The sequence below is a fragment of the Helicobacter kayseriensis genome (assembly GCF_021300655.1).
GTDB lineage: Bacteria > Campylobacterota > Campylobacteria > Campylobacterales > Helicobacteraceae > Helicobacter_G > Helicobacter_G kayseriensis.
On the sequence record NZ_JAJTNB010000006.1, the window covers coordinates 1 to 17070 of the forward strand.

General features: G+C 39.7%; 14 protein-coding genes. 5 read left to right on the forward strand and 9 right to left on the reverse strand.

Annotation, left to right across the window (positions count from 1 at the left end; translation table 11 throughout):
• The first annotated feature begins 431 nt into the window (after positions 1-431).
• Complete coding sequence (locus LW137_RS05115; RefSeq protein ID WP_233033865.1) at positions 432-1889, forward strand: DASS family sodium-coupled anion symporter; 1458 nt, start codon at positions 432-434, stop codon at positions 1887-1889.
• Between the two features lie 30 nt (positions 1890-1919).
• On the opposite strand, the gene LW137_RS05120 is transcribed toward LW137_RS05115, so the two are convergent.
• Positions 1920-3518, reverse strand: a complete 1599-nt coding sequence (locus LW137_RS05120) for a phytoene desaturase family protein (RefSeq protein WP_233033867.1) — start codon at positions 3516-3518, stop codon at positions 1920-1922.
• Positions 3519-3654: 136 nt separating this feature from the next.
• On the reverse strand, positions 3655-4257 hold the full coding sequence (locus LW137_RS05125; protein WP_233033868.1) for a class II aldolase and adducin N-terminal domain-containing protein: 603 nt from the start codon (positions 4255-4257) through the stop codon (positions 3655-3657).
• 215 nt (positions 4258-4472) lie between these two features.
• On the opposite strand from LW137_RS05125, the gene LW137_RS05130 reads away from it, so the two are divergent.
• The 4 genes from LW137_RS05130 to LW137_RS05145 all read left to right on the forward strand — a co-directional run bounded on the left by LW137_RS05130 (position 4473) and on the right by LW137_RS05145 (position 8800).
• Positions 4473-5246, forward strand: coding sequence for a hypothetical protein (locus tag LW137_RS05130; RefSeq protein WP_233033869.1), 774 nt, complete (start codon positions 4473-4475; stop codon positions 5244-5246).
• A gap of 12 nt (positions 5247-5258) precedes the next feature.
• Positions 5259-5774, forward strand: a complete 516-nt coding sequence (gene grpE / locus LW137_RS05135; RefSeq protein WP_233033871.1) for a nucleotide exchange factor GrpE — start codon at positions 5259-5261, stop codon at positions 5772-5774.
• 22 nt (positions 5775-5796) lie between these two features.
• The gene (gene dnaK, locus LW137_RS05140; protein WP_233033873.1) at positions 5797-7656 is read left to right on the forward strand and encodes a molecular chaperone DnaK; all 1860 of its coding nucleotides are present in this window, start codon (positions 5797-5799) and stop codon (positions 7654-7656) included.
• Between the two features lie 109 nt (positions 7657-7765).
• Positions 7766-8800 (forward strand): c-type cytochrome, encoded by a 1035-nt coding sequence (locus tag LW137_RS05145; RefSeq protein WP_233033875.1) that lies wholly within the window; start codon positions 7766-7768, stop codon positions 8798-8800.
• 2 nt (positions 8801-8802) lie between these two features.
• Here LW137_RS05145 and LW137_RS05150 read toward each other — a convergent pair whose 3' ends face one another.
• From LW137_RS05150 to LW137_RS05180, 7 genes are all read right to left on the reverse strand, one after another.
• On the reverse strand, positions 8803-9789 hold the full coding sequence (locus tag LW137_RS05150) for a tRNA dihydrouridine synthase (RefSeq protein ID WP_233033877.1): 987 nt from the start codon (positions 9787-9789) through the stop codon (positions 8803-8805).
• Positions 9782-10990: a carboxynorspermidine decarboxylase gene (gene nspC, locus LW137_RS05155; protein ID WP_233033879.1), complete on the reverse strand. Its 1209-nt coding sequence runs from the start codon at positions 10988-10990 to the stop codon at positions 9782-9784. Before nspC ends, LW137_RS05150 begins: the two co-directional genes overlap by 8 nt.
• On the reverse strand, positions 10980-11492 hold the full coding sequence (locus tag LW137_RS05160; protein ID WP_233033881.1) for a hypothetical protein: 513 nt from the start codon (positions 11490-11492) through the stop codon (positions 10980-10982). The genes nspC and LW137_RS05160 overlap by 11 nt, the downstream gene beginning before the upstream one ends.
• Positions 11489-12445 carry a chemotaxis protein gene (locus tag LW137_RS05165; RefSeq protein ID WP_233033884.1) on the reverse strand — a complete coding sequence of 319 codons (957 nt, stop codon included), beginning with the start codon at positions 12443-12445 and terminating at the stop codon, positions 11489-11491. Before LW137_RS05165 ends, LW137_RS05160 begins: the two co-directional genes overlap by 4 nt.
• A 103-nt stretch (positions 12446-12548) precedes the next feature.
• Positions 12549-13574 carry a formate dehydrogenase subunit gamma gene (locus tag LW137_RS05170; protein ID WP_233033885.1) on the reverse strand — a complete coding sequence of 342 codons (1026 nt, stop codon included), beginning with the start codon at positions 13572-13574 and terminating at the stop codon, positions 12549-12551.
• Positions 13575-13585: 11 nt separating this feature from the next.
• Positions 13586-14224, reverse strand: coding sequence for a formate dehydrogenase FDH3 subunit beta (fdh3B, locus tag LW137_RS05175; RefSeq protein WP_233033887.1), 639 nt, complete (start codon positions 14222-14224; stop codon positions 13586-13588).
• Between the two features lie 10 nt (positions 14225-14234).
• The gene (locus LW137_RS05180) at positions 14235-17060 is read right to left on the reverse strand and encodes a formate dehydrogenase subunit alpha (protein ID WP_233033889.1); all 2826 of its coding nucleotides are present in this window, start codon (positions 17058-17060) and stop codon (positions 14235-14237) included.
• Positions 17061-17070: the final 10 nt, after the last annotated feature.

Below are 17070 nucleotides of genomic sequence, written 5' to 3' on the forward strand. Positions count from 1 at the left end.
ATTTTTTATGATCTTAAATTTTTACCTTTTGTGATGGTTGTGAAACTTGGTGATGATGGGCAAAATCGATGATTTTGCAAGTCATCTTGTTTGGATTGAGCTCTAAGAGTTTGGTTTGTCTTTTGAGTTAGTTTGGAGTTGTTTGGATGAAAAGATCATTTTGATACGCAAAGTTACAAAACAAAAGATTGAGAATCTGATCGATTCAAAGTGTGATTTTTGACTATGAGAAGATGCCTAGATATCGATATTTGATTGTTTGTGTGATGTGTTGATGTCTGAGTGGTTTTTGAAGGTGCTTGAGATGATTTGGTGCTAGAGGAGCTTATATTTTCTTGATAAGCCATATGATCTTTGATCCTTAAGTCTTTCTCTATCGCTATCTCAAGAAAAGAGTTACACTAAGGTGAAATCGAAATTTGGAGGATAAGATGAAGTATTTCAAGATTTTGATCCCATTGATTTGTGGGATTTTTGTCTATCTTTTGCCTATTCCAGATGGGCTTACACATCCCACTTGGGTTTATTTCTCTATTTTTGTGGGATTGATTATCGGGCTGATTTTAGAGCCTGTTCCGCCAGCATTTGTAGGGATGATTGCATTGGTTTTGGCGATTGTGTTCAAAGTCGGTCCAAATGGATCAGGAGATCCGCAATCTATGGTTAGTGCATCAGAGGCGATCAAATGGGGGTTGAGTGGGTTTGCCAATCCTGTTGTGTGGTTGATTTTTTCTGCTTTTAGTATCGGTTTGGGTTTTTCTAAGACTGGACTTGGAGAGAGGATCGCCTTTTTGCTTGTATCAAAGCTTGGGAAATCTTCTCTTGGGCTTGGTTATGCTATCGCGATCGTGGATTTGATTTTGGCTCCTTTTATCCCAAGCAATGCTGCGCGTAGCGGAGGGACGATTTTCCCTATTGTGACAAGTGTAGCTCCTATGTTTCAAAGCCTTGCATCACAAAACCCAAGGAAAATCGGATCTTATCTTGTGTGGGTAGGGTTGAGTAGTAGCTGTGTTACAAGTTCGATTTTTTTGACAGGACAGGCCCCCAACCCCTTGGCATTGTCCCTTGTGGCTCAAAATGGAATCGAAGTCGTGGATTGGATGGGGTGGTTTTTGGCATTTTTGCCGATGGGGATGATTCTTTTTATCTTAACTCCTCTTTTGGCATATTGGATCTATCCTCCAGAGGTTAAGGGGTCTTTGGAGATCTCAATATGGGCTAGGGAGAAGTATCAAGCACTTGGGAAAATGCCACTTAAGCAGATTTATATGATTTTGATCGCTTTGGTGGGGCTTGTGCTTTGGATTGGAGCTTCATTTTTTGGGATCAATCCAACGACGACGGCTTTGATTGTAGTGGTTTTAATGGTGTCTTTGGGCGTGATTACTTGGGAAGATTTTTTGAGCAATAAATCTGCTTGGGGGACTTTGGTATGGTTTGCCTCACTTGTGACGATGGCAGGAGGGATCAAAAATGTCGGATTTTTGGACTATTTGACACAGATTCTTGGATCTTCTTTGATTGGATTGTCTCCATTGGTCTCGATGATTTTGTTGCTTTTGCTGTTTTCATGGCTTCGATACTTTTTTGCCTCAGGGACTGCTTATGTCACTGCTGTGATTGCTATTTTTACGACTTTTGTGAGTGCGATTCCTGAGCTAAATCCTGCAGAAGTGATGCTTATTTTGCTCTTACCGATGGGATTTATGGGGATTATTACTCCTTATGGGACAGGTTGTTCTCCCTTGTGGTTTGGAAGTGGATATATCAAAGGCCCTCAGTTTTTCTTACTTGGAGGTATTTTTGCATTTATTTATCTTGCCATTTACATTGTAATTGGAATCCCTTGGGTGAAGTTTATTTTCTCTCATCTTGTTTTGCATTGATTCTCCCTCTCAAGAAGAGGGGAGAGGGGTTTAGAGTGAGCGTAGAATCAACTCAATCGCTTTAGAGATTCCAAATCCAAACAAGACACAAAGAGCGAGTTTTCTAGGCCAAGCATAAGGATCAAGGATCTTGCGCCCTGTGCGAAATCCCGTAAGGATCGCTCCAGTAAATCCTCCCCCTGGGAATCCAAACGCTGAAGCAAAATAAAGATTTTTGATGGTTTTGCTTTTGAATCGTTCTCTTCCAATATAGCCTTCTTGGTTTTGGTCATATCCATAAGGAGTGCCTTTTCTTGTGCGAATGTAGCGTTGGATCGTTTTGGGAGTTGAAAGCTCTGAGTGGATACAATGCGCCATAATCCCAGGAAAAGCTTTTTCTAATCGATCTTCCAAAATCTTTTTGACCTCTGCTTTTTTGTTTTGATAGCTTTCTTTGTCAAGATCCCAATCTTCATATTTCCCATAAGTTGTGATGACGCCTAAGTGGCGATCCTCTCGATCACTCAAACCACTATCGACTTTTGAATAATTGACAAAAACAAAATCCATCTCTTCATAGCTCATATTTTCGCAATCTGATTCTTTAAAATCTTTTTCAAAATTTGTGGGATTGACAATAAAAGTGCTGTAGTCCATATCTGAATAGAGATCATTGGGGTTTTTATCAAAAATCATATAGATAGAGATCAGCGAGGTAGTGATAGGGAAGTTTTTTGTGATTTGGAGGTCTTTGGCATAGCTTCTGTTTTGTGGGAGAAGTGTTTGATAGACAATCATTGGATCACAATTTGCAACAACACAATCTGCATAGACTTCCACTTCTTCTTTGCTCTTCTTGTCGATATAGCGCACGCCAATGGCCTTATTGCCCTCCAATAAAATATCTGTCACATCAGATTTGGTGCGCACCTCCCCACCTCCTTCTGTGATGATGCTTGCAATCGCATTTGAGAGCGCTTGGGAGCCTCCTTTGACATACATTCCTTGCGTGTAATAGTTGTATTGAGGGATTGCGTGAAAGCTCCAAATGAATTTATAAGGATCGTGATGGTAATACACGATGTTGATGTTTAGGATTCTTTTGAGTTTAGAATCTTTAATGCAGTCATCTAAGATCTTTCCTGTGGTGCGGTTGGTGATGGCATTGTAGAGGAGGAAAGGGAGCGTGGTGATTGGCGCAAAGAAAAATGAGAAAAACTTCATCTCAAAAGGAAAGCGGACGACCTTTTTTGTCTGCAATTTCATCATTTTAAAATATCGATCAATCCCCCTAGATTCGTGAGGAAACATTTTTTTGAGGGCTTGGGCTGTGTTTTTGTGCGGGATTGTATAGTGTTGATCTCCCACTTGGATACTCCACGCTGTAGGAAGAGGGATAAAATTGACCTTTTCCCACAATCCTAGTTGATCAAAAATGTAGTGTTTTTGATCCATTTCTGGCGTCCCAAAATCAATTTCGTGCAAACCCGCATCTACAAGCATTCCCTTGCGAGAAAAACAAGTCGCGCATCCTCCGATAAGGTTGTGTTGCTCAAGAACAAGGACTTTTTTTCCTTTTTTTGCGAGTGTTGCTCCACATGTAAGCCCACCAAGCCCAGAACCTATAATGATCGCATCATATTTTTTCATTTAAATCCTTATTTGGGAATCTTTAACATAAATTAAAGTCAGTCAATTTTAACAAGATTTTGAAATGGAGGAGGTTTGGATCAAACAAGAGTGTCAGATGATGTGCTGAAGGGAAAGTTTATATTGACAAAAATCTCTAGATCTCTCTTAGGCTAGCGTTATAGTGCAAAATCTTGCAAGTGTTTTCAATAAGTGCGATAGTTTTGCCAAGGGAGTGGAGATCGCGATCAAAGGCATAGATCCCATATCCTTTGATAAGAGTGAATTTTTGGTTGGTTTTGCTGAAAGCTTGCGGAATCTCATAGACCGCTCTTTCATACCAAGTATCATAATCTTTGGGGTCCAAAATCGGAATCTCTTTGCCCAAGATTCTTTGCCCAAAGTAATCAAGAGGGCAGAGCATCTTGTGTGTCAGGGAGTAAGATACGCTATAGGGAGGCATTGCATAAGCGATAAATTTGGCATCAGGGTGGGCTTGATAGATGTGAGCGTGAATAGGGGTGTCAATGCTTGCTTCATTCCATCGATAATCTTTTTGAACATTAAGAGCAATGAGATCTTTAGAAACAAGCTCATCAAAGATTGCTCGTTTTTTGTTGATGATAAATTGCTGATAGCCCAATCTAGCCGATATGGAGCCATGGAAGATTCCAAAAAAGTTTTTGCGAAACATAGAAAGGGACATACTGCGAAGTCTTTCTGTAATCTCTGAGTGTTTGAAATCTATGGGTTCTTGCATGCAAATCCTTTTTTGTCTTTGTGTAATTATAGCGTGTGTCGTTTTTTGTATATTGAAGTTTATAAGCTAATAATTATTTATTTATGATGACGCATAAAAGTTTATAGAGATAGACTAAATTTATAGATTTTTTAGCAAAGTAAATGGAATATTGCTAAAAATAAATTAAAATTACCGCGTTGTGATTCTCACACGAAAATTTGTAGGTTGTAAAAATGAGCAAAAAAAGACAAGTTTTATTGAATCGAGTGATTGAAGAGTATCTCAAAAGTGGTCAGCCCATAGGATCTCAATCGCTCAAGATTTCTGCCAATATCAAAATGTCTTCAGCCACGATTCGCAATCATTTTAAGGTAATGATGGAAGAGGGGTTATTGGCTCAAACTCACATCAGTAGTGGAAGGATTCCTACAAGTTATGCCTTTAAAAATTATTGGCGAGAGCAGATTGACTTGCATCAAAGCTATGAATTTCCCTCTTTTGCATTTTTGGAGAAAAAAAGTGCAGAGATAGGTTGCTTTGTGGGAGTGTTTTATCCTAGCTATCTCAAACTTCTCAAAGTCGAGATAGTGCATCAGTCGTTTTTGTGCTTAAGCTTTGGTGAGGAGTATGAGGTGATCTTGCGATACTCTCAGCCTTTGAAGAGGTTTTTGGATGATTTGGTGGGGATGACATTGGAGGATATTCAGTCCTTTTGTTTGCAAGTTCATGCAATGGATGTGTTCCGATCTCTCAGTGCTTTGGCGGGTGATCAATATCGATTCTGTGGGGCAAGATATCTTGCTTCTTTTATGCAAACTTCAAGGGGCGAAAGATTGTTTTTTGATTTTTGCAGTGGAGAGATTTTTAAGCGATTGGGTCATGGAATCTATTTTGATGAAACGCTTCCAAAGAATTATCTTGCATTGATTTTTGATGCTGTTGTGGAGGGAAGAAATGCACAAGTTGTATATTGTGGAGAACTTGACAAAAATTATTCAATCTTATAGAAAGGAGAAAAGATGAGCGAAGAAGCAAAAGAAAATACTCAAGAAAGCGTATCTCAAGAAGCTCCTCAAGAGGAAGCTCAGCAAAATCAAGAGATTGATTATGAAGCGAAGTTTAAGGAGCTTGAGGGTGAGTATCTGCGTGTTCATGCGGATTTTGAAAATGTAAAAAAACGCTTAGAAAGAGAGAAGTATCAGGCGTTGGAGTATTGCTATGAAGGAATTGCCAAAGATTTACTTCCAGTCGTTGATACACTTGAGAAAGCATTGGAAAGTGCAAAAAATGCAGGAGATGAGGCAATCAGTGAGGGAATCAAACTCACACTTGAGAATCTACTGAAAGTCTTAGGGAAGCACGGGATTGAAATCATCGCAGAAAATGGTGAATTTGATCCACTTTTGCATGATGCGATTATGCAAGTTCCATCTTCTGAAGTTGAAGAAGGGCAGATTGTGCAAACCTTGCAAAAAGGTTATAAGTATAAAGAGCGAACATTGCGTCCAGCGATGGTCAGCGTAGCAAAAAATTAATCTTAAAAATAAGGAGTTTAAAATGGCAAAAGTTATTGGAATCGATTTGGGGACAACAAACTCAGCAATGGCTGTATATGAAGGAAATGAAGCAAAAATCATTGCAAACAAAGAAGGAAAAAATACAACACCTTCGATTGTGGCTTTTACAGATAAGGGTGAGATTTTGGTCGGTGATCCAGCAAAAAGACAAGCGATCACAAACCCTCAAAAGACAATCTATTCAATCAAAAGAATTATGGGCTTGATGTTTAATGAAGACAAGGCAAAGGAAGCAGAAAAAAGACTTCCTTATAAGATTGTCGATCGCAATGGAGCTTGTGCTGTAGAGATTGGAGATAAGATCTATACTCCACAAGAAATTAGTGCCAAGATTCTAAGCAAGCTCAAAGAAGACGCTGAGAGCTATTTGGGTGAGGAGGTCAGCGAAGCGGTGATTACTGTGCCTGCATACTTCAATGATGCTCAAAGAAAGGCGACAAAAGAGGCTGGAACAATTGCTGGGCTTAATGTGCTTAGAATCATCAATGAGCCTACAAGTGCAGCTTTGGCTTATGGGTTGGATAAAAAAGAATCTGAAAAAATCGTGGTTTATGATCTAGGTGGAGGAACATTTGATGTTACAGTGCTAGAAACGGGAGACAATGTTGTTGAGGTTTTGGCTACTGGTGGAGATGCGTTCTTGGGTGGAGATGATTTTGATAATCGAATCATTGATTGGGCAGTTGAGGAGTTTAAATCTGAAGCAGGCATTGACCTTAAATCAGACATTATGGCTTTGCAAAGATTGAAAGATGCAAGTGAAAATGCCAAAAAAGAGCTCAGTAGTGCCAATGAAACAGAGATCAATCTCCCCTTTATTACTGCAGATGCAAGTGGTCCAAAGCACTTTGTCAAAAAGCTCACAAGAGCGAAGTTTGAAAGCTTGATTGATGACTTGATTGAAGAGACGATTGCTAAGATTGACTTTGTCATCAAAGATGCCGGATTGAGCAAAAATGATATCAATGAAGTAGTGATGGTGGGTGGTTCAACGCGTGTTCCAAAAGTGCAAGAAAGAGTTAAAGAGTTTATTGGAAAAGAACTCAACAAATCTGTCAATCCTGATGAGGTTGTTGCAGTAGGTGCTGCGATTCAGGGAGGTGTGCTTAAAGGAGATGTGAAAGATGTTCTCTTACTTGATGTAACGCCTTTGAGTTTGGGGATTGAGACTGCTGGAGGAATCTGTACAAAAATTGTTGAGCGTGGTGTGACAATTCCTACAAAGAAATCTCAAATCTTCTCAACCTATGAAGATAATCAACCCGCAGTTTCTATCAATGTATTGCAAGGAGAGAGAGAACTTGCAAAAGACAATAAGTCTTTGGGAAGATTTGACCTTACAGGTATCCCTGCAGCTCCTCGTGGTGTGCCTCAAATTGAAGTTACATTTGATATTGATGCTAATGGAATCCTTACAGTTAGCGCAAAAGACAAAAATACAGGTAAATCTCAAGAAATCAAGATCAGCGGATCAAGTGGTTTGAGCGATAGTGAGATTGAAAAAATGGTCAAAGATGCAGAGCTTCATAAGGAAGAAGATATGAAGCGTAAGCAAGTGATTGAGCTTAGAAATCAAGCAGATAGTATGGCTCATCAAACTCAAAAAATGCTTGATGAGAATAAGGCTAATGTAGTCAATGCTGATGAGATTCAAAAAGCAATCGATGAGCTTAAGGAAGTGGCAAAGAATGAAAATGCAAGCAAAGAAGAGATTGAAAGCAAGCTTCAAGCTCTAAGCCAAGTAGCTCAAACTTTGGCACAACAAGCACAAGCCAACCCTCAAGGTGGAGCATCACAAAGTAAAAAAGATGATGATGTGATTGATGCTGAAGTAGAATAAATTTAATTTAAGTAATAAAAATTAGGGGGAGGGGGTCTTTTTTAATCCTTTTTTGATCATTGTGCTAAAATTATAAAAGTTAAATATTTTTTAACTTAAGGAGATGATCATGAATAAAAATCTAATTTTTTTAGTTTGTTTATTAGGTTTATGTGTCGCTCAAGCTTATCAAGTTGGAGATACTCTTAATGATGCTCAAGGTGTGCAATACTTTGAGCAATACAATAAGCGTCCAACACAAAAATGGCCAGATAAGAAATTAAGCATCAAAGATGTTCCAAAAGGAGCTGAGGGGGATTTGATCTTATATGGAATCGAGCTTTTGAGCAAGACTGAAAAAACACTAGGGCCAAAGGGAAAGCTTAAAATCACCAAAAATGAAGTCAATTGTTCTGCCTGCCATATGGAAGATGATGGGAATGGATTGCCTGGAACGAAAAAGTATGTCCTTCCTTTTATCAACGCGATCAATAGCTATCCAAAGCTAGACATTGAGACGATGAAGATTATTTCTCTAGAGGATAGAATCCGTGGAATGGGCGGAGTGGATTCAGAGCATTTTCCCAATGATTCTAGGGAGATGAAAGCAATCATTGCTTACTTTAAATGGCTTAAAAAAGCTTATGGAATCAAAGATGGAGTTAAGCTTGAGGGGACTTATCTTGCTAAGATGGATTTTCCAAATCGCCCTGCAGATCCTGTGCGTGGAAAGAAACTTTATGAAGAGAATTGTATAGCTTGCCATGGTGTAGATGCGATGGGAGTTAAAAATGAGGATTATTTGCAAGGAGGAGGGCATCAATATCCATCTTTGTTGATATGGCCAGATGGTGGGCATATGGCAATGTTGCCTGTTTTGGCAAGATTTTTGAGATCTTCTATGCCTTATGGGGCGAGTGCTGATGCTCCAATCCTTTCTCCGCAAGAAGCACTTGATTTGGCCGCATATCTCAATACGGGGTTTGTAAGGATGCCAATGATGAGCACTGAAAATCGTGCAGGGTTGGATAAGGCATATATGCAATCTCCATCACTCAAGCCAGAATATTTTGCCTCTCCTCAGCAACAGCTCAACCCTCAAGAATATCTTAAGGCAAAATATGGGCCATGGAAGCACCCCAACGACTTCCCAGGTGAAGAGTAGGATCAGACACTTTTCTTGTTGAGATGCACGATAGGGGGGATCTCATCAATCATTGAAGAGCTAAAAAACTCTTCAATACTTTCTCGCATTTCTTTTGGATCTTTGATGGAATTGACAAGATTGCGATATTCGCTCGCTTCTTTCTCACCCTTTGCATAAGCGTGGAGATTTTTTCTAAACATAACACATCCATATTCCCCATAAAATTGCATCATCAAATCAAAGTGTTCTAACACCAATTCTTTTTTTAGCATAGAAGGAAGCGCGTCTGTATTGTTTTTGATTTGCCAGAAAATCCAAGGTTTTTGCAAGGCTGCACGCCCAATCATTATGCCATTGGCACCTGTGATTTCCAAAACCTCTCTTGCTTTTTGTGGGCTATCAATCTCTCCATTTGCAATCAGTGGGCATTTCACGATTTTTTTCATCAGTGCAATGCTTTTATAATCAATTCTTTCTTTTTTGTAACCATCACTGCGCGTGCGTCCATGCACGACGCAAAAATCAGCTCCGCTATCATTGATTGCATGAGCAATATCTTCAGGGATTTTTGCATCATATCCAAGTCGCACCTTGATGCTTGTATAGGGTTTATTGCTATGCTCTTTGATTAGGCGTAAGCATTGTACAAGTGCATCAAGATTTTTTAACAATCCACTTCCATTGCCGTGATTGGCAACTTTGGGTGCAGGACATCCGCAATTAAAATCAATCACATCAATTCCCTCAGTTTCATTGAGTTTTTGAACTGCTTTGAGCAATATCTCATCTTTAGAACCTGAGAGCTGGACGCTATAGGGATCTTCAAAAGGGGATTTTTCAATCATTTTGAGTGTTTTTTGACTTTGGTAGGCAAGTGCGTGAGAGCTGATCATTTCACTTACTGTAAGATCAACGCCAAATTTTTTGACAACGCTACGGAAGGGGAGATCTGTAAAGCCCGCTAGGGGCGCAAGCATTAAAAGATTTTCAAAATGTAATTTAGCCATTACGATCCTTGTAGTGGTGATAGTTGAAGGTTTTGAGAAGTTTGAAATCCCCATTTTTTTGGATCATTCCCAATGATGGAAGTGGAACGCCATTGAAAGTGTTGTTTTTGACAATGGTGTAGTGAATCATATCTTCAAAAAAGATTCGATCCCCAATCTCAAGAGGAGAATGAAAACTATAATCCCCAATTACATCTCCAGATAGGCAAGTAGGTCCCCCAAGACGATATCTGAAAGGAGCGTTATTTTCTCCTTGATCTGCTTCAAGGATTCCTTTTGAGAGTTTAGAGAGGTTTGGGCGATAGGGCATCTCTAGACAATCAGGCATATGTGCAGTTGCTGAAACATCTAAAATCGCGATTTTCCCTTCATTTTCGATGATATCAATCACCTCTCCCATTAGATATCCACATTGCCAGCCTACAGCTTCTCCAGGCTCTAAAAAAATATCATCTAAATTGGGAAATCGTTCTTTAAGCATCCCAATCAATGAAATCAGCAAAGATAAATCATAATCTTTTCGCGTGATGTGGTGCCCCCCTCCAAGGTTGATCCATTTCATTTGAGAGAGATAGTTTGAGAAATGTTTGAAAATATGAGGAAGAGTGCGCTCTAGCGCATCACTGTTTTGTTCGCAGTGTGTATGAAAATGTAGTCCGCTAATCCCATCTAAACCATATTGCTCGATGCCTTGTTGGAATGCTTGAGGTGTGATTCCAAGGCGCGATTTGGGAGCACATGGGTTGTAAATCTCTGGTGTGACTTCACTATAAAGGGGATTAAGTCTTAGTCCTACTTGAATGTGTTGATTGGAGTGAGTTGCATTGTGCTCATCAATAAGGGGCTTGAAAGTTTGCCATTGGTGGAAGGAGTTGAAGATAATGTGCGTTGCGATTGGAAGAAGTTCTAAAATCTCCTCTTTTTTATACGCTGGAGAGAAGACGCAAACTTCTTTGGCTTGCTCTCTTCCTCCCAAGGTTTCATAACCAAGGCGTGCTTCATAGATCCCACTTGCTGTGCTTCCATGGAGATATTGACTGACTAAACCAAAACTTTGCCAAAATGCAAATCCTTTGAGTGCCACTAGAATCTTAGCTCCACTTTTTTGTTGGACTTGATCTAGGATTTTGAGATTGTGTTCTAATTTATTTTCTTCCAAAACATAGCAGGGAGAGGGGATGGAATAAAGATCAGTAAGCAATTCTCACCCCCACACTTCCTCCATGAAGTTGATTGAGATGTGTTTGTTCATCTTTAAACATTGCCCAAGTGTATGAGGCGTAGAGTTTGACAAATGCATTGATATTGTATGAGAGATCTAAACTCAAAGAAGGTTCCCATGAAAGAAAAAAGCCTGAATCTTTGCGTTCATAGATTTTAGGACCATAGCCTACTTTGGGGATGATGCTTAGTTCTTTGATGGGTGCCCAATCCCAAGCAACCCAATAAAAAGTGACAAGATAAATTTTGCTTTCATTGGAATAGGTGAGTGGAACAAAAATTTCAGCTTGGATTCCCATTGTGTTGAGATCCCACATCCCATAATTGATTTGCAATCCGTGATGCCCAGTATTGAAATAAGCGTATCCAAGACCTGCTTGAAACTTTCTCCCCCAAATCTTTTGGGCTTGTGTCATTTCTTCTTCTTGAGCATGAAGCATACAAAAAAGGCCAAAAATAAGTGCTATTAGGTTTTTTTTCATTTTTTCTCCAGATAGTATTTAATCATCGTCTCAATTCCTTGTGGGTTTGGTTTGGCGATAAAGCCATTGGCTTGCAAGGAAAATACCATTTCTTGATTGCTATTTTCTCCCATAGAGGAATTGACAATGACAGGAATGTGTGATGTAAGAGGGTTTTCTTTGATATATCGGATCACATCAAATCCACTTTTTTGGGGCATTTCAAGATCAGTGATAATTAACCCAATCTCTTCAATTGGGATGGTTTGCCTTTGGATAAAGTCAAGAAGAGCTTCTCCATTGTGAAATGAATAGTATTTGAGCCCCAAATGTTCAAGGAGTCTTTGCACTGTTTTAAGGACTGCTGGACTATCATCAGCAAAAAGGATGACTTTTTTGCTTTGGATTGTTTGAAGATGAGAGAGGGTTCTTTGTTCTTCAAGAGTAATCCATGGGAAAACATCAAAAAGCATTTTCTCAATGTCAATAACTTGGACGATTTGATGATCAAAATACCTTGTCCTATGAATAAACTTTCCATTTTTCAAATTTCCACTCAGATCAATTTCTTGTTTGAGCTCATTCCATTTTTTTTGCAAAAGACGATTTTCTTGATAGAGCTTGATTCCAATTTTCCATTGAGAAAATTCACAAATCATAATTGTCAATTCGTTTTCTTTAGAATGAGTGGTAAAGGGTGTGAGATCTTGATCGGGGGTATTTGGATTGTAATATAGCCATTTTCTCATATCCAAAAGAGGGATATCAATCCCCCTAATTGAAATAAGACCTTCTATGATAGAGCTTTTATCGTAGGAGACTTTTGTGATTTTGTCTTTGTATCTAATGATTTCTCGAACCTTTAAAACATTGACTGCATATAAATCACCATTTTGTTCAAGAGAAAAACAAAAGAGTTGAAGTTCTTGATCTGTGTAAAAAGATGTTGTATGAGCATTGTTTGATAGATTCATTACCAATATACTTATCCAGATTGATTTAAAGGGTGCAATTTTAGCTGAAAACAAATGGAGTGAAGTGATTAAAAGTTGGGGGGCTTGGAAAAAGATCCAAGCCTTAGTGATGATGAGGTTTTCCCACCCTCATTTTCTCTAATTTCCCACCCTCTTGAAGTTCTTTATAATAGTAAGAATGCAAGATTGCAAGCTCTTCTTCTCCCATCGTTCCATCAACCATTGCATTTAAAGCTCCCTCAATGGCAAAGACTGACATATAAATATGAGTGATCAAAAGAGCGATGATTGCAAAACCTAAGCAGTTATGAATAATAGCACTTAATCTCAAAGCATTGATAGAAGAGAGTTGAAAATAAAGGATTGCTCCTGTGAAAATCATAATAAATCCTCCCACAGTGCAAGTCCAAAACCACATCTTCATTCCTGCATTGAATTGTCCTGAGGGAATAGGAGTGGAGATCGTCCTCCCTTTTGTGAGATACCCCCCTAGCATCAAAAGCCACTTAAGATCATATATCTTAGGTAGTGAAGCCTTGACCCACATCAAAAACATCAATGGGCCAAAAATTGCAAATGCGATGGTAGAGATTCCATGCAAGTCCCTTGCAAGACGCACAAAAGTTCCCCCTCCAAGCTTATCTCCAAAAACCATAATCAACCCAGTGATACAAATCACAACAAAAGGCACTGCAGAGAGCCAATGGATTGCAATATTGTAAGTAGAGAAGACTTTATAAGAGATTCCATGAGAGAAACGCTTAGATTTGAAAATCATCAAATGTGTCAAAAACGCAAGAGGGACAAGGATAATGATTGCTAGAAAGATAGGAGCAAAGACTTTGTTTTGCAACAAAGTAAAAAGCTCTCCCAATCCTCTGAGCGATTCAATTCCTTCAAGAGGTTTTCCACTCATTGAAGGATTGATAGAGCCTCCTTGCATTTCCATCACATTACCACTGACAACTCCACTTGTAGGGGAGTTGATCCCCCAATTCTTGATTTGCTCAATTTGTTTGACTCCATAGATATGGGTATTTTGAGAAAAATCTACAGGTTCTTTGATGTTTTGAGCCAGTCCAAAAGTGCTTAAGAGAAAGAAGAAAAATACATACAAATATGTTCTCATTTTTTCTCCTTTTATTCACCATAGGCTTTAGACCAAGTATAGGGAATCTTAGGAGTTCCGCTTCCTCTTGTAATAGCTCTGTGGCGGATAATGGCACTCACTTCTTCCCCGCTTCCTGCTAAGAGTGCTTTAGTCGAACACATTGCAGCACAAACAGGAACTTTTCCTTCAGCGATTCTATTTTGTCCATAGAGTTTAAATTCTTCTTCAGAATGTGTTTCTTCTGGACCTCCTGCGCAGAATGTGCATTTATCCATAGCCCCGCGAGATCCAAAGACATCAGATTTGGGGAATTGAGGTGCTCCAAAAGGGCAGGCATAGAGACAATATCCGCATCCGATACAAGTTTTTTTGTCATGCAAAACAATGCCATCTGCTCGAATATAAAAACAATCCACAGGGCAGACTTTGGCACAAGGAGCATCAGAGCAATGCATGCAGGCAATAGAGAGACTTTTTTCTTTGCCTTGTATCCCATCATTGAGGGTAATGACTCTTCGGCGATTGATTCCTACAGGGAGATGATGAGCTTCTTTACAGGCAACATCACACCCATGACAATCAATGCAACGATCTTCATCGCAATAGAATTTAATTCTTGCTTGGCTTTGGAAGGTTGGCCCTCCAGAGCTAAATTGTGCTTCACTCATAGCTTACTCCTTATGCTTTTTCTATGCGACAAAGCCCGCATTTGGTTTCTGGGATTTGTGTCACGATGTCATATCCATAGTTTGTTACACCATTGATGGATTCTCCAATGCTGTAGGGGACATATCCTTGTGGATAATTTGCCTCTAAGCTCTCACCTTGAGCAACTCCTGCCCAATGGAAAGGTGCAAAGATCACATTTTCTTTAAGGCTATAGCTCAATCTTGCTTTGACTTTAGCCTTAAAGCCCTCTGGAGAGTGAATCCATACAAAATCTCCTTCAGAGATTCCATAATTAGCTGCCGTATTGGGATGGATTTGACAATACATTTCGGGGTTAATCTCACTGAGTGCGAGACTAACACGCGCTTCAATTCCTTGACCGCTGTGAGTTACGATCCTTGCGGTATTGAGTTGGAGTGGGAAATCTTTTGTCCAATCTTTTTGCAAGGATTTGAATTTTGTTTCAACTCTCCAATGGTTAGGTTGATCCTCATAGGTAGGATATTTGCTAATCAAATCAGGGCGTGGCGTATGGATTGGCTCACGATGAAGTGGGATTTTATCAACCCAACTATCAACATACATTCTAGCTCTTGCATTTCCATAAGGACAAAGCCCAGCTTCAAGTGCTTTATTGACCAAAATCATACTTAAGTCTGTTTTCCAATTTTTGCCTTTGGTTATTTCTTTTTCTTGAGCTGTGAGTTTTTTTCCTGTGAGTTTTTCAATATTCTCTGCTGTGATTTCAGGGTAGCCTCCCTTTTGACTTGATTGGGGTGGGACACTTCCTTGGCTTGCGAGCATGCTGTACTTTTTACCAAAAAGTTCTTGCTCCATTCCAAAGTTATTTCTAAAGCCCATTCCTCCTTGTGTTACAGGGATAGAATCATCATAAAGATTTGGACTACCTGGATGTTTTTCATTCCAGCAAGGCCAAGGGAGTCCATAATAAGCATCTTGAAGAGGCCCTTTTCCTTTGAGTGTTATAGGATCAAAAAGATGCCAATTAGTCGCATGATCTTTGAGGCGCTCTGGCGTCCATCCGCTAAGCCCGATTGTTTTCATTCCAAGGTTGATCTCTCTTGTAGCATCTTCTGGCCAAGTAAAGTTGCCTTTTCCATCTCCCAATGCTTTTGTGAGTTGCTCATAAAAGCCTAGGCGTTTGGAAAGTTCAAAGAGTATTTCTTGATCAGGTTTGCTTTCATAGAGAGGTTTTACAACTTGGAATCTCCATTGGCCAGAGCGGTTTGTAGCAGTTACAGAACCACTTGTTTCCATTTGGGAGGCTGCAGGAAGGAGATAAACACCATCTTGTTTTTCTGTATAAGCAATCGCATCATGAGGGAATGGATCGATCATGACAAAAAGTTCAAGTTGATTGAGGGCTTGAGCGACTTTGTTTGTTTGGGCAATTGAGATGATTCCATTTCCCATACAAACCATAGCTCGAATCTTTCCTGCTTTTCCATTATGGATTTTTTCCTCTTCAAGAACACCCTGCCACCATCTAGCAAGCGTGAAACCTGAGACATGGATTGTTTCAGGATCAAATTGAGATTTGAGCCATTCATAATCGACCTTCCACACATTAGCCCAATGCTTAAAAGCTCCTTCACTGAGCCCATAATAGCCTGGCAAGCTATCAGAAAGACATCCTAAATCTGTCGCACCTTGGACATTATCATGCCCTCTTAGAATGTTTGTTCCTCCGCCAACTTTCCCCATATTCCCTAAGACAAGTTGCAAGATTGGAGCAATTCTTGTATTTCCTGTTCCGATACTATGTTGTGTAAGACCCATCGCCCAAATCAATGTTCCTGGCTTAGTCTGAGCATAAAGTTCAGTCACATTGAGCAATTCTTCTTCTGTGACTCCACAAATATCAGCCACAACATGAGGAGGGAATTTTTCAGCTTCTTTTCTAATCGCTTGGATTCCAAATGTGCGATCTTGGATAAACTCCTTATCTTCCCAACCATTTTTGAAGATGATGTGAAGCATTCCATAAATAAAAGCGATATCAGTTCCTCCGCGGATTTGGATAAACATATCTGCCTTAGCTGCAGTGCGTGTAAAGCGTGGATCTATGACGATGATCTTTGCTCCATTTCTTTCTTTGGCATTAAGGAAATGTTGGAATCCAACAGGGTGATTGACCGCAGGATTTGCTCCAAAAATAATAATTGCTTTTGAGTTTTGAATATCTCCAAGATGATTTGTCATCGCTCCATATCCAAATGTATTCGCCACACCGGCGACTGTGGAGCTGTGTCAGAGACGAGCTTGGTGATCGATATTGTGTGTCCCAAACATAGTAGTAAATTTGCGAATGTAATAACATTGCTCATTACTTAGTTTGGCACTCCCAAAAAACTGCACGCTATCTGCGCCGTGATCACTTTTGAGTTGTTTGAGCTTATCTCCAATCTCATCAAGTGCTTGTTCCCACGAAATACGCTTCCATTGGCCATTTTCTTTTTTCATGGGATATTTGATTCTTTTGGCACTGCGCACCATATCGATCATATCTGCACCCTTAGAGCAATGTCCTCCTAAGCTTACAGGATGATCTTGTGCGACTTCTTGACGCACCCAAGTGCCATTTTTGACTTCTGCGATGATCCCACATCCTACAGAACAAATCGTGCAAACTGTTTTGATTTTTTGACTATCTGGATAAGCTTCTTTGAGCTCCTCTTGTGTTGCCTCTCTGATGATTCCTTGGCTTGCGCTAAGGCTACTAATACCTGCACCAATCCCTAAAGCACTCATCTTAAGAAAACTTCGACGAGAGGCTCTAAGCGGTGAAAAAGTCTGTGCGATATATTCACTCATAACCTGACCT

Excerpts from the sequence above, each read along its gene's own strand:
- LW137_RS05130 (WP_233033869.1), top strand. The coding sequence starts at position 4,473 with ATGAGCAAAAAAAGACAAGTTTTATTGAATCGAGTGATTGAAGAGTAT.
- LW137_RS05120 (WP_233033867.1), bottom strand. The coding sequence starts at position 3,518 with ATGAAAAAATATGATGCGATCATTATAGGTTCTGGGCTTGGTGGGCTT.
- LW137_RS05165 (WP_233033884.1), bottom strand. The coding sequence starts at position 12,445 with ATGAATCTATCAAACAATGCTCATACAACATCTTTTTACACAGATCAA.
- LW137_RS05160 (WP_233033881.1), bottom strand. The coding sequence starts at position 11,492 with ATGAAAAAAAACCTAATAGCACTTATTTTTGGCCTTTTTTGTATGCTT.
- LW137_RS05125 (WP_233033868.1), bottom strand. The coding sequence starts at position 4,257 with ATGCAAGAACCCATAGATTTCAAACACTCAGAGATTACAGAAAGACTT.
- grpE (WP_233033871.1), top strand. The coding sequence starts at position 5,259 with ATGAGCGAAGAAGCAAAAGAAAATACTCAAGAAAGCGTATCTCAAGAA.
- LW137_RS05145 (WP_233033875.1), top strand. The coding sequence starts at position 7,766 with ATGAATAAAAATCTAATTTTTTTAGTTTGTTTATTAGGTTTATGTGTC.
- fdh3B (WP_233033887.1), bottom strand. The coding sequence starts at position 14,224 with ATGAGTGAAGCACAATTTAGCTCTGGAGGGCCAACCTTCCAAAGCCAA.
- LW137_RS05115 (WP_233033865.1), top strand. The coding sequence starts at position 432 with ATGAAGTATTTCAAGATTTTGATCCCATTGATTTGTGGGATTTTTGTC.
- LW137_RS05170 (WP_233033885.1), bottom strand. The coding sequence starts at position 13,574 with ATGAGAACATATTTGTATGTATTTTTCTTCTTTCTCTTAAGCACTTTT.
- LW137_RS05150 (WP_233033877.1), bottom strand. The coding sequence starts at position 9,789 with ATGGCTAAATTACATTTTGAAAATCTTTTAATGCTTGCGCCCCTAGCG.
- dnaK (WP_233033873.1), top strand. The coding sequence starts at position 5,797 with ATGGCAAAAGTTATTGGAATCGATTTGGGGACAACAAACTCAGCAATG.